This window comes from Methylosinus sp. Ce-a6 (genome assembly GCF_009811655.1).
GTDB lineage: Bacteria > Pseudomonadota > Alphaproteobacteria > Rhizobiales > Beijerinckiaceae > Methylosinus.
In genome coordinates this window covers 41257-53800 of record NZ_BGJX01000016.1, presented here as the reverse complement: position 1 = coordinate 53800, position 12544 = coordinate 41257, and the positions used below count along the sequence as shown (strand labels likewise).

The window sequence follows — 12544 nt, the reverse complement described above, 5'->3', positions numbered from 1 at the left end:
AGAGCATTCACCCGTCGCCAAGTCCACGACGAACTTGGCGAGCTGGTTAGTATCGCGTGGGCGTTTGGGTTTCTGTCCTGTCATGTCAGGATATCTAACATCCGCCGGCCTCTTTCGGTAGGCCCGTCAACCCGCCTAAATTTCAAACTGACCCACTACCCAGCAGGCAAGCTCGGCCGCTAAATTGTAAAACCACGAAGTCACGCGCCACCGCCCCGCTGGACCCCCGCCGCGCGAGGCCCTAATCAGGCCCGGTTCGCTCCACGGGACCAGAACCATGGCCTATGCGGTCAAGGAAGCCTTCAAGACGCTGCAAGGGGAGGGTCGCCAGGCCGGGCGGGCCGCCGTCTTCTGCCGCTTTTCTGGCTGCAACCTCTGGAGCGGCCGCGAGGCCGACCGGGCGGACGCCGCCTGCCGCTTCTGCGACACGGACTTCGTCGGCGTCGACGGCGAGAATGGCGGCAAATTCGCGGACGCCGGAGCTCTCGCCGCCCATCTGGCGCGTCTTTGGGGAGAGGGGCGCGAGCGGCGTTTCGTCGTCTTGACCGGCGGCGAGCCCATGCTGCAAATCGACGCCGCGCTGCTCGACGCGCTCCATACGCGAGGCTTCGAGATCGCGGTCGAGACCAATGGGACGCTCCCCGTCCCGCCCGAGGTCGACTGGATCTGCGTCAGCCCCAAGGCTGGCGCGCCGCTCGTCCAGACGGCGGGCGACGAGCTCAAGCTCGTCTATCCGCAAAAGGGCGCCGAGCCGGAGCTGTTCGAAGGCCTCGCCTTCGACCATTTCCTGCTCCAGCCCATGGACGGGCCGGACAGTTTGCGCAATACGAGGGCGGCGATCGACTATTGCCTCTCGCATCCGCGCTGGCGGTTCTCGCATCAGACGCACAAGGCCATCGGGGTGAAATGACGGTTCTGTTCGAAGTCTATCGGGAGTTCTGCTTCGAGGCGGCGCACGCCCTCTATGATCCGGAGCACCCGACCGGCGGCAAATACCGCAATCTGCACGGGCACTCGTTCCGCGTGCGGGTGACGTTGCGCGGGCCGCGCTCGGCGGGCGAGGAATGGGTCATGGACCTCGGCCGGCTCGGCGCGCGGCTGCAGGAGCTGCGCGAGCGGCTGGACCATTCCTTCCTCAACGATCTCGAAGGGCTGGGCAAGCCGACGCTCGAAAATCTCTGCGTCTATATCTGGCGCGACCTCGAGCCCTCCCTGCCGGCGATCCACGAGGTCGGCGTTTTCCGCGACACCTGCGACGAAGGCTGTGTGCTGAAGAAGCAGTGAGGCCCGTTCGAGGAGCGTCATCGCGAGCGCGGCGAAGCCGCGGGGCGGCCCCTGGATTGCTTCGCTCCGCTCGCAATGACTGTCTCGCTTTGGAGACGCCCCGCGCATTTGCAAAATCGCGCGAAAAATTGCAGTTTCGCCCGAGATTCGGACGGCCCGCCCTCCCCGCGGCCGCGTCCCGCAGCCCAGAACCCCCATCCGTTCCGTCATCCGGCCGACGCTCGTCGGGGCGGCGGCGCGTTTTTCGCTCTGCGAGCGCGCGACATGGACACCAAGGAGACATTCGCGTGAGCCTCGCTTGCGGGATCGATTTCGGAACCTCCAACTCCTCCGTCGGCTATATCGCCGAGGGCGAGCCGAGGCTCGTTCCGCTCGAGGGCGACAGCGTCTCGCTGCCGAGCGCGATCTTCTACCCCGCCTATGGCGGCAAGCTCGGCTTCGGCCGCGCCGCCATCTCTCTCTATATCGACCGCGAGAACGGCCGGCTGTTTCGCGCCATCAAGAGCATATTGGGCGGCTCGCTGATCCATGAGACCACCGCCGCCGGCGGCAAGCGCGTCGCCTTCACGGCGATATTGGGCAGCTTTCTGCGCCATCTGAAGGAGAAGACCGAGCAGAGCGCCGGCGCGCCCATCGAGAGCGCCGTGCTCGGCCGCCCGGTCTTCTTCGTCGACGACGACGAAGCCGCCGATCGGACCGCGCAGGACCAGCTCGCCGCGGCCGCCCGCGCGCAGGGCTTCAAGGACGTGCTCTTCCAATATGAGCCCATCGCCGCCGCGCTCGATTATGAGCGGCGCATCGAGCGGGAGGAGATCGCCCTCATCGCCGACATAGGCGGCGGCACCTCCGACTTTTCCGTCGTGAAGGTCTCGCCGAAGAACCGGCGTAAAATCGACCGCAAGGACGATATTCTCGCCAACGCCGGCGTCCATGTCGGCGGAACCGATCTCGACTATCGCCTGAGCCTCAAGCAAGTCATGCCCTTGTTCGGCTATCAGACGCGGCAGAGGAAGCGCCCCGAGCTCGATCTGCCCAATGGCTATTTCCACGATCTCGCGCAATGGCATCGCATCGCCTTCCTCTACAACAATAAGAGCCTCGAGGAATTGAAGCAGCTGCGCGCCATCGCCGCCGAGCCGGAGAAGGTCGATCGCTTCGTCAAAACGATCGACGATCGCGCCGGTCATCGCGTGGCGGGCGATGTGGAGGAAGCGAAGATCATCCTCTCCGACGCCGCGACCGCGATGATCGACCTCGCCTATGTCGACGAGGCGCTGCTCGTCGAGACGTCCCGCGCGCTCTTCGAGCAGACGATCGAGAACGAATGCCGCAAGCTCGCCGATTGCGTCGCGCGCTGCCTGAAAGCGGCGGGCGTCGCGGCGGCGGACGTCGACACGGTGTTCTTCACCGGCGGCAGCACTTTCATTCCGGCGATCGAGCGCGCCTGCCTCGTCCATACGCCGCAGGCGAATATCGTGCGCGGCGACAAATTCGCGAGCGTCGGCGTCGGGCTGACGATCGATTCCGGGCTGAAATTCGGACCCGGCGCCTGAGCGGCGCTCAGCCCGTCGCGGGAAATGCCGCCGCGGCCGAAAGATCGACCTCCACGCGCAGCCCGCCGAGCTCGGAGCGGCAGAAGCGCATGTCGGCGCCATAGGCGTCGAGGACGTCCTGCACGATGGCGAGGCCGAGGCCGGCGCCGCCGGTCTCGTCGAGCCGGCCGCCGCGGCGGCGGATGAGCGCCTCGCTCCCCTCCGGCAGCCCCGGCCCGTCGTCCTCGACGATGAAACGCCCCGCCGCGGCAATGACGCGGATGCGCGCTCTCGCGTGGCGCGCGGCGTTCTCCATGAGATTGCCGAGTATCTCCATCAGATCGACGCGATCGACGGCGACGCGGACGTCGGGCGCGATGCGCATCTCGAAGGCGGCCTCCGTCCCGGCCGAGGCGAGCGTGCGCGCCAGCGCGTCCACCACTTCCGCCACCGGAGTCGGCTCGCCGCCTCGCGCGAGGCCGCGGCTCCTCGCCCGCGCCAGCTCGCGCGTCACATGGCGATGCATGGCGTCGCCGATGCGGTCGAGCGAGAGCGCGATCTCCGTTTCGCCTTTCTCGCGCAAGAGGCGCGCATCGGCGGCGAGCGCGGTGAGCGGCGTCTTCAAGCCATGGGCGAGATCGGCGGCGCGGTTGCGCGCGCGCTCGATCTCCTTGTCGCGCTCGTCGAGCAAGCCATTCACCTCGTCGATGAGCGGCCGCACCTCCGGCGGGGCCGGCGAATCGAGCCGGCGGCGGCGGCCCTTGGCGATCTCGCCCACCGCCGCGCCGAGCCTCGCGAGCGGCGCGAGGCCGAGCCCCACCTGAATCCAGGTGGCGAAGGCGAGCCCGACCGCGATGAGAAAGAGAGCCGCGACCAGCTCCGCGGCAAAAGCGTCGCGAGCGCGGGCGACGCCGGAAAGGTCGAGCGCCGCCAGCACGCGGATGCGCGAAGGCGCCGCCCCGCCGAGCGTGATGCAGCGCTGCCCGCCGAGCAGCGCATTGTCCCATGGGCCGCGGAGGCGACGATAGAAAATCCGCTCGCTGCCCGCGCAACCGGCCGGAAACGCCAGCGCCTCCTCGCCGAGCGAGGCGGAACGCTCGACGTCGCGGCCGTCGTCGCTCGCCACCTGCCAATAGAAGCCGGAGCGAAACCGCGCGAAACGCGGGTCCGGCGTCGCCGTGATGACGCGCAGGCGTCCGTCGCTGTCGAGGGCGAGATCGGAGACGAGCTGGCGGACATAGGTCTCTATGTCGTCGTCCATCGTGCGTTCGACATGATGCTCGAACAAGAGCACCAGCACGAAACCGGCGAGCGCGAGCGCGGCGGCGATGGCGGCCGCTCCGAAGAGGAACAGCCGCAAGCGCAGCGAGTGCGTCCTCATGGGCGGACTTCCCTCTCTTTGCGAAGCGGGGAGAGGGTCTTCTCCCCGCTCGCGGGGAGAAGGGGCGGACGGCGCCGCGCAAAGCAATGGCTCGAACGCGTTCTCATGCGTCGAGTTCTGGGATCAGATAGCCGAAGCCGCGCCGCGTCTCGATAACCTCCGCGCCGAGCTTCTTGCGCACGCGGCCGATGAGCGTTTCGACGGCGTTGGAGCTCTGCTGGTCGTGGCCATAGACATGTTCCGCGAGCTCGGATTGCGGGACCACCAGCCCGCGGCGATGCAGAAGATAGGCGACCACCCGATATTCGATCGCCGTGAGCTCGACCGGGGCGTCGTCGATCTTGATCGTCATGCTGCGCTCGTCGAGCGAGAGCGCGCCATTGCGCGTCACCGAGGAGGCGTGGCCGGCCGAGCGGCGGATGATGGAGCGCAGCCGCGCGAGCAGCTCCTCGAGCCGGAAGGGCTTGGGCAGATAATCATCGGCGCCCGCGTCTATGCCGGCGACGCGCTCGCTCCAGGAGCCGCGCGCGCTCAAGGCCAGGACGGGCGTGCGGCGGCCCTGCTCGCGCCAGCGCTCCAGCACCGCGAGCCCGTCCAGCCCCGGCAGGCCGAGGTCGAGAATGACGGCGGCGAAATTCTCTGTGTCGCCCAGAAACCAAGCCTCTTCGCCATTGGCGACCGTGTCGACGACATAGCCCGCCATGCGCAGCGCCTTCGCCACGTCGCGGGAAATGCGCTCGTCGTCTTCCACCAGCAAAATTCGCATGGGACGGGGCCGCAGTGCTATGCTCCGCCCGAACTGTGGTCGTCGCGTCAGCGTCGAGTTCGAGCTCGTCAGCTTTTCGTCAGCTTCGATAAGCGAAATTGCGCCCCGACGCAAAGACCGGTCCCAGGCGGAATGAAAAGAAAAAGGTTTCAGTGTCTTGTCTTCGCCTTCGGGCTCGCGGGCGCGCTCGGCGCCGGCGTGGGCCGGGCCGCGGAGGACGTCTCCATTCCGCTGCGCGAGCAGGACATCCAAGCCGCGGGCATAGAGACGAAGCCGGTGGAAAAAGGCTCGGGCTCGGACGAGCTCGTCGTGCCGGGAACGGTGGCGGTTCCGCCGCAGCAATTGCGCATGGTGGCGGCCCCCGCCGCCGGCCTCGTCGAGACGCTGCTCGTCTCGCCCGACGAGGAGGTGAAGGAGGGCGATCCCATCGCCACCTTGAAATCCTCCGAGCTCATCGAGGCGCAGCGGGCGTTCCTCCAGGCCGCCGCCGACGCGGCGCTGGCCGCCGAGAAGCTGCGCCGCGACGAGCAGCTCTATAAAGAGCGCATCATCGCCGAGCGCCGCGTGCTGGTGACGCGCGCCGAGGCGGCGCAGGCCCGCTCCCTGCTCGACGAGCGCGGCCAGCTGCTGGCGCTCGACGGCATGACCGAGCAGGCGATCGAGACCTTGCGCAAGGAGCGCAAGCTCGGCGCCGCGCTCACCGTGCGCGCGCCCGTGTCCGGCGTGATCCTCGCCCGTCATGCGACGGTCGGCGACCGCGTGATGGCCTCGGCGCCGCTCGTCACCATTGCGCGGCTGAATCCCATCTGGGTCAATCTGCAAGTCCCCATCGGCCGCGCCTCCGGCCTCGACCGCACGGATAGGGTCGTGCTGCCGAGCCTCGGCGTCGAGGGCAAGCTGATCCGCATCGGCCGCACCGCCGATCCGGCGACGCAATCCATCACCGCGGTCGCGGAATTCTCGCCCGGCAAATCCCCGATTCGACCGGGACAGGCGGTCCAGGCCATTCTTCGAATCAAAGGAACGGGCGGGACGCTCTGGCGCGTGCCGGCCGACGCCGTCGTCCATTTTCGCGACAAGGACTGGGTGTTTCTGCGCTCTGCGGACGGCTTCCGCGCCGTGCCGGTCGCTCTCGTCTCCGAGACGCCGCAACATGCGTCGATTCAAGGACCGCTCGTGGCCGCCGATCAGGTGGCGACGCGCGGGATGCTGACGCTGCTCGCCGAGCTGGCGGCCAAGGAACCGAGCGCTAAGTGAGCGAAAGGCGACATGCTCGATAAACTCATCAACGCGGCGATCGGCCAGAGGCTCCTCGTCTTTCTCGCGGCGATCGCGCTCGCGGTGTGGGGCGCGCACGCCTATTCCAAGCTGCCGATCGACGCTTTTCCCGATGTGGCGCCGGTGCAGGTGCTCGTCTCCATGCGCGCGCCCGGCCTGACGCCGGAAGAGCTCGAGAACAGAGTCACCGCGCCGATCGAGATCGCCGCGCGCGGCATTCCCCATCTCGTGCGCATGCGCTCGACGACGCGCTATTCGGTGGCGCTGCTCACTTTCGAATTTTCCGAAGGCACGGATATTTTCTGGGCGCGCGCCCAGGTGAACGAGCGCCTGGCCTCGGTCGCCGATCAGCTGCCGGCGGGCGCCTCCGGGGGCCTCGCGCCCATCGTCACGCCGCTCGCCGAAATGCTGATGTTCACCATCATCGGCGGCGGCCTCTCGCCGACCGAGCAGCGCAGCCTCGTCGACTGGACCATTCGCCCGGCGCTGCGCGGCCTGCCGGGCGTCGCCGACGTCAATGTCCTCGGCGGCTATGTGCGCACTTTCGAGGTCGCGCCCTCGCCCTCGGCCATGGCGTCGCGCGGCATCACCGTGAAAATGCTGAAGGACGCGCTCGAGGAGAACAACCGCAACGACGGCGCCGGCCGCGTGCGCGACGGCGAGGAGGCGCTTCTGGTGCGCGCGGAGGGACGGCTGCGCACGCTCGAGGACATACGCTCCGTCGTCGTCGCCGCGCGACCGACCGGCGTGGTGCGCGTCGCCGACGTGGCCGAGGTGCGCAATGGCGCGCTGGCCCGCAATGGCGTCACCACGCGCAATGGCGAGGACGAGGCCGTCTGGGCGCTGGTGCTCGGCCTGCGCGGCGCCGACGCCAGCACCGTCGTCTCCGGCGTCAAGGCCAGGCTCGCGGAGCTGAAGCTGCGCCTGCCGGAGGGCGTCAACGTCGAAATCTTCTACGATCGCAGCGAGCTCATCGGCAAAGCCGTGTGGACGGTGCAGAAAGTGCTGATCGAGGCCATTGCCCTCGTCGTCATTCTGCTGTTCTTCTTCCTCGGCAATCTGCGCGCGGCGGCGGTCGTCTCGCTGATCCTGCCGCTCGCCGCCCTCTCCACTTTCGCCATCATGCGGCTCTACGGGCTCTCGGCGAACATCATGTCGCTCGGCGGCCTCGCCATCGCCATCGGCATATTGGTCGATTGCGCCGTCGTCGTCGTCGAGAATGTCGAGCATCGCCTCGCCGGAATGGCGAAGGCCGATCTTCAAGACCGCATCCGCATCACTTACGAGTCGACGCGCGAGGTCGCCGGCCCGCTCGTCTCCGGCGCGGTCATCATCATCACCGTCTTCCTGCCGCTGCTCTCGCTCGAAGGGCTGGAGGGACGTCTCTTCGCGCCGGTCGCGCTCACCATCGCCTTCGCCATGGGCTCGGCGCTCATTCTCTCGCTCACAGTGGTGCCGGCGCTCGCCGCCACTCTGCTGCGCGCCGGCGGCAGTGACGAGCCCTGGCTCGTGCGCAAGATCTCCGCCTTCTACGATCCGCTTCTCGAGCGCGCGCTGCGCCGGCCGCTCGTCGTCGGCGCCGCCGTGACCGTCGGCCTCGCTCTGGCGCTGCTCGCCTCCAATCACATCGGCCAGACCTTCATGCCGGTGATGGACGAAGGCACGCCCGTCATCACCGTGCGCAAGCATCCGACGATCAGCGTCGACATGACCGCCGAGACCGACATGCGCATAGAGCGCGCGATCATGGCGAGCGTGCCGGAGGTGAAGGGCGTGATGGCGCGCGCCGGCGCCGACGAGCTCGGCATCGACCCCGTCGGCCTCAACGAGACCGACATGTTCCTGACGCTCGCGCCGATGGACAAATGGCGCGAGCCCAATATGGCCTGGCTGCTCGGCGAGCTGCGCAAGGCGCTCGACACTTTCCCCGGCATTTCCTACTCCTTCTCGCAGCCGATCGACATGCGCGTGCAGGAGATGATCATCGGCGCGCGCGGCGATGTGGTTGTGAAAGTGTTCGGCGACGACATCGACGAATTGAACCGCCTCGCGCGCGAGATCGCCGGGACATTGCGCAAGATCGGCGGCTCGCGCGACGTCTTCGCGCTGCAGAACGACGGGATGCGCTATCTGACCACGCGCATCGATCGGCTGGCCGCCGGCCGCTTCGGCCTCAACGCCAGCGAGATTCAGGACGGCTTGCGCATCTGGGTGGACGGCACGCAGGTCGGCCTCGTGCTCGAGGGCCCGGTGCGCACGCCGCTGGTCATTCGCGGCGATCCCGTCTCGCGCCGTTCGCCGGTGGATTTTGCGCGCGTGCCGGTCGTCTCCGCCGATGGCAAAGTGGTGGAATTGTCGCAGCTCGCCGACATACGCGCCGAGAACGGGCCCATTCAGGTGATCCGCGAGGAGGCGCGGCGCTACGCCACCGTGCTCTCCAATGTCACCGGCCGCGATCTCGTCGGCTTCGTCGACGAGGCCAAGGCCGCCGTCGCCAAGGAGGTCCATACGCCGCCGGGCTATGAGCTCGTCTGGGGCGGGCAGTTCGAAAATCAGCAGCGCGCCTCGGCGCGGCTCGCCATCGTCGTGCCGCTGGCGCTCGGGCTCATCTTCCTTCTGCTCTATCTCACCTTCAATTCGGCGTCGCAGGCCGCGCTCGTCTTCTGCAACGTGCCTTTCGCGGCGATCGGCGGCGTCATCGGCCTGTGGCTCTCGGGCGAATTCCTCTCCGTGCCGGCGTCGGTCGGCTTCATCGCGCTCATCGGCATCGCCGTGCTCAATGGCGTCGTGCTCATCTCCTATATCAACAAGCTCGTCGCCGACGGCCGCAGCGTTCACGACGCCGTGCGCGAGGGCGCGCGCCGCCGCATGCGGCCGGTGCTGCTCACCGCGACGATCGCCGCGCTCGGCCTCGCGCCCTTCCTCTTCGCGAGCGGCCCCGGCGCGGAAATCCAACGGCCGCTCGCCATCGTCGTCATCGGCGGCCTCGTCACCGCGACCGCGCTCACCCTGCTGCTCTTGCCCATTCTCTACGACCGCTTCGACTTCAAGCGCCTGCTGCGCGTGCGCGCCTCGACGCAGGCGCCCTCCTCCTCCTCCGCGACGCCGGACTCCCGTTGGCGGATTCAGCGCCGATGAGAACTCTGCGCGGCGGCGCTCGTTCGCTCCTTTCCCTTCTGCTCGTCCTTCTCTCGGCCACGAGCGCGGCCGCGGAGCCGAAGGCGCGGCTCACGGCCATGCCTTCCGGCGCCGATGCGGCGGAAAGGCCGAAACAAAAGCCCAAGGCGAAGCCGCTAGCGCCCAAGGCGAAGCCGCCGGGAAAACCCTTCGGCCTCGTGCTGGCGCGCCATCTCGATCAGGCGATCGGCATAGACGCGCAGAGCGCCGCTCTGGAGGCGCAGCGCCGCGCGGTGGCGGCGCGCTACGCGCAAGCCAATTCCTTCACGCCTCGCTCGCCGTTTTTCGGCGGCTCGCGGCAGGAGCGGGTGAAGGGCAATGTGCAGGGCTATCGCGAATCGGAGCTCGAGATCGGCATGCCGATCTGGCTGCCCGGCGAGCGCGAGGCCTATGAGCTCAATGTCACCGCCGGCGTCGCCGAGCTCGACGAGCGCCTGGCGCTCCGGCGCCTCGACGTCGCGGCGCTGGTGCGCGACGCCTGGTGGACGGCGCAGCGCACGGCGAAGGACGCCGCCGTCGCGCGCGATCGTCTGGCGACGGCGCGCGACATCGGCAATGACATGAAGCGGCGCGTCGAGCTCGGCGAGAACGCCGCGCAGGACGAATTGCTCGCCCGCAACGAGACGCTCGCCGCCGAGACCGAAGTGGCGCAGACCGACGCCGCCGCCAAGGCCGCGCGCGCGGCCTATGAGGTGCTGACCGGCGGCGCGACGCCGGATGGAACGCTGGAGGCGCCGCTGCCGGCGCGCCCGCCGGAGGATCATCCGGCGCTGCGCGCGCCGCTCGCGGCCGTCGCCAGATCGCAGACGCAGAGGCTGCTCGTCGAAACCGGCTTCATCGACAATCCGGAGATCTCCGTCTTCGGCCGCAATGAGCAGGGCACCGATCCCGCCGTCGAGGACCCGATCCGCTCGCACAACAACACAGTCGGCGTGCGCTTCCGCATTCCGCTGCCGACGCCCGGCCGCAACATTCCGCGCCTCGCCGAAGCGCAGGCGGAGGTCGACCGCGCCAATGCGGAATATGATCGCGCGCAGCGGCTCGTCGCCGCCGAGATCAACGCCGCCCGCGCCGCCGTCGCCGCGGCCAGGCGCGCCGACGGCCTCGCGGCGAAGCGCCTCGCGGTGGCGAACGAGCAATTCGATCTCGCGCGGCGCTCCTTCCGGCTCGGCGAGATCAACGCCTTCGATCTCTATCGCGTGCGCCAATTGCAGCTCGACGCGCAACGCGCCCGGGCGAGCGCGGCGATCGATCTCGGCGTCGCTCTGTCGCGCCTCAATCAAGCCTTCGGCTACGCGCCGACCTTGTGACGCGGATTGCGAGCCTTCAGGCTCGCAATCCAGCGCTATCCCTCGAGCCCCAGCGCGGCGCGCACTTTGGCGGAATAGCCGTAGAGATCGCCGCGCAATTGCAGCCGTCCGCTCTCGTCGACGAAAGCGGTGAAATATTCGATGTGGATCGGCAGCGGACGTGCGAGACTTATGTAGCGCTCGGTTCCGCCGACGAGCTTGCGCACGCGCTCCTCCGGCCAGCCGCTGCCCGGCCCCAGCACCGCCTCGGCGAGGCGGAAGGGCTGGTCGACACGCACGCAGCCATGGCTCAAGGCGCGATGCGCCGAGGAGAACAGCCCATGATTGGGCGTGTCGTGCAGATAGACGGAGAAGTCATTCGGGAACATGAATTTGATGCGCCCGAGCGCATTGGATTGACCCGGCTTCTGCCGCACGAAAATCTGTCCCTTGCGGGAAAAGACCTCATAGCCGCTCGCGGCGATGGCGCCGAGGTCGCCGCCATATTTGGGCAACATCTCTTTCCGCAGGATCGACGGCGGCACATTCCAATAGGGATTGACGATGATGAATTGCATCTTGTCGGAGAACACCGGCGTCGGCGTGCCCTCCTTGCCCACGATGACGCGAGCGCGATGCGCGACCTGGCCGTCGCGCACGACGGCGAGCTCGAAATCGGGAATATTCACCTCGATGCGGCTCTCGCCGAGCTCGCGCGGCAGCCAGCGCCAGCGCTCCATATTGGCGATGATCTCGGCTTCGACCTGCGCATTGGGGCGTCGCGCCGGCGCGCCGGAGAGCGCGTCATGCGCCGGCGCGCGGGAGAGCGCGTCATGCGCGACCGAATGCGCCGCCTCGGCGAAGCGCCTGTCGAGCTCGGGCAGGCCGGCGCTGCGCAGCTCGGCGAGCTTCGCCCGCAGCGCGCGATAGCCCTCGTGCGGCGGATTGTAGTCCTGTAGCGCGTCGCCGGCGCGCGGCCCGGCGGCGGCGACCGTCGCGAGCACGGCGTCCGGCTCCGGCGGCGAGGGATGCGCGCCGATGAGCCGCGACAGACGCCGCGGATCGAGACGCCCGCCGGCCGCCTGCGTCGCATAGGCGACGACGGCTTCCGACAGCGCGAGCTCATCCGTGGCGCCCGAAGGCTTCGCCTCCGAAGGATAGGCGAGGCCGCGCAGATCGAGGCCGTCGTCGCGCGCGCGGCTCAGCCGCTCGATGGCGGCGGCCGCCGAGACGCGCCAATCCGCGCCCTCGCGCCACAGCGGCGCATAGGCGCGCCGCGCATAGTCGGCGGCGATGGCCCGGCGGCGCGCGCGCTGCTCTAGTCCCTTCGCCGCGTCGGTCCAGGCGTCGAGCGCGGCGGCGAAAGCGCGCTGCTCCTCGCCGATCAGCGCCTCTGCGACGTCGAGGCCGCCGACGGCGGGCGCAACGGCGATCGCCTTCGAATTCACGATGGAAAGAGCCGCGGATCGCTCCACGGGCGCGAACAGCGTGGAGGACGGCTCCGCCACGGGACTCCGGGAGCCCCCCGACAGCGCGACGAGCGCCGGCGGCGGGACGGCGAGCGACGGTCGGAACGGCGGCGCGGCGCAAACGCTCGACGCGGCCGGGAACGAACCGAGAGCGACTGCAAACGCCAAGAAAGACGCACGAGCGAAACGGCCTCGCAACACCATGCTCTTCTGCCTCACGCGACTCTGCGGCGCAACGTCGGGCGCCGATCTTTCGCGCGGCTCGCCCCGCGACTCGGGGCGCGCGCGTAAGAATATTAACGTAAACGAGCTAATGCTTGGAATAAGCTTTTCGCTTTCCCCTCCGCGGAAGGTTGCCATTCCATTAA

At 68.6% G+C, this 12544-nt stretch carries 9 protein-coding genes; 6 read left to right on the top strand and 3 right to left on the bottom strand.

Annotation, left to right across the window (positions count from 1 at the left end):
- The first annotated feature begins 277 nt into the window (after positions 1-277).
- From queE to Mspo_RS11655, 3 genes are all read left to right on the top strand, one after another.
- Entirely contained in the window at positions 278-910 is a 633-nt protein-coding gene (gene queE, locus Mspo_RS11665; protein ID WP_159729939.1) for a 7-carboxy-7-deazaguanine synthase, read from the top strand.
- On the top strand, positions 907-1284 hold the full coding sequence (locus Mspo_RS11660) for a 6-carboxytetrahydropterin synthase (RefSeq protein ID WP_159729937.1): 378 nt from the start codon (positions 907-909) through the stop codon (positions 1282-1284). Before queE ends, Mspo_RS11660 begins: the two co-directional genes overlap by 4 nt.
- A 287-nt stretch (positions 1285-1571) precedes the next feature.
- A complete protein-coding gene (locus Mspo_RS11655) occupies positions 1572-2837 on the top strand; it encodes an Hsp70 family protein (protein ID WP_159729935.1) in 1266 nt (421 codons plus the stop codon).
- Positions 2838-2844: 7 nt separating this feature from the next.
- Here Mspo_RS11655 and Mspo_RS11650 read toward each other — a convergent pair whose 3' ends face one another.
- Together Mspo_RS11650 and Mspo_RS11645 are read right to left on the bottom strand one after the other, a co-directional pair.
- Positions 2845-4197, bottom strand: coding sequence for an ATP-binding protein (locus Mspo_RS11650; protein ID WP_159729933.1), 1353 nt, complete (start codon positions 4195-4197; stop codon positions 2845-2847).
- 103 nt (positions 4198-4300) lie between these two features.
- Positions 4301-4963 (bottom strand): response regulator transcription factor, encoded by a 663-nt coding sequence (locus Mspo_RS11645; protein ID WP_159729931.1) that lies wholly within the window; start codon positions 4961-4963, stop codon positions 4301-4303.
- Positions 4964-5095: 132 nt separating this feature from the next.
- Here Mspo_RS11645 and Mspo_RS11640 point away from each other — a divergent pair, with 132 nt between their 5' ends.
- From Mspo_RS11640 to Mspo_RS11630, 3 genes are read left to right on the top strand one after another with little or no spacing between them, the layout of a single operon-like run.
- Positions 5096-6220, top strand: coding sequence for an efflux RND transporter periplasmic adaptor subunit (locus tag Mspo_RS11640; RefSeq protein ID WP_159729929.1), 1125 nt, complete (start codon positions 5096-5098; stop codon positions 6218-6220).
- A gap of 12 nt (positions 6221-6232) precedes the next feature.
- A complete protein-coding gene (locus tag Mspo_RS11635) occupies positions 6233-9379 on the top strand; it encodes an efflux RND transporter permease subunit (RefSeq protein ID WP_159729927.1) in 3147 nt (1048 codons plus the stop codon).
- Entirely contained in the window at positions 9376-10728 is a 1353-nt protein-coding gene (locus tag Mspo_RS11630) for a TolC family protein (RefSeq protein ID WP_159729925.1), read from the top strand. Before Mspo_RS11635 ends, Mspo_RS11630 begins: the two co-directional genes overlap by 4 nt.
- Positions 10729-10763: 35 nt before the next feature.
- Here the strand turns inward: Mspo_RS11630 and Mspo_RS11625 are convergent, their stop codons facing one another.
- Positions 10764-12215 (bottom strand): murein L,D-transpeptidase, encoded by a 1452-nt coding sequence (locus tag Mspo_RS11625; protein ID WP_244613374.1) that lies wholly within the window; start codon positions 12213-12215, stop codon positions 10764-10766.
- Between the last annotated feature and the right edge of the window lie 329 nt (positions 12216-12544).

What these genes read in the sequence shown, in the direction of transcription:
- Mspo_RS11640 (WP_159729929.1), top strand. Translation starts at nt 5,096, where the DNA reads ATGAAAAGAAAAAGGTTTCAGTGTCTTGTCTTCGCCTTCGGGCTCGCG.
- Mspo_RS11645 (WP_159729931.1), bottom strand. Translation starts at nt 4,963, where the DNA reads ATGCGAATTTTGCTGGTGGAAGACGACGAGCGCATTTCCCGCGACGTG.
- Mspo_RS11635 (WP_159729927.1), top strand. Translation starts at nt 6,233, where the DNA reads ATGCTCGATAAACTCATCAACGCGGCGATCGGCCAGAGGCTCCTCGTC.
- queE (WP_159729939.1), top strand. Translation starts at nt 278, where the DNA reads ATGGCCTATGCGGTCAAGGAAGCCTTCAAGACGCTGCAAGGGGAGGGT.
- Mspo_RS11660 (WP_159729937.1), top strand. Translation starts at nt 907, where the DNA reads ATGACGGTTCTGTTCGAAGTCTATCGGGAGTTCTGCTTCGAGGCGGCG.
- Mspo_RS11630 (WP_159729925.1), top strand. Translation starts at nt 9,376, where the DNA reads ATGAGAACTCTGCGCGGCGGCGCTCGTTCGCTCCTTTCCCTTCTGCTC.
- Mspo_RS11650 (WP_159729933.1), bottom strand. Translation starts at nt 4,197, where the DNA reads ATGAGGACGCACTCGCTGCGCTTGCGGCTGTTCCTCTTCGGAGCGGCC.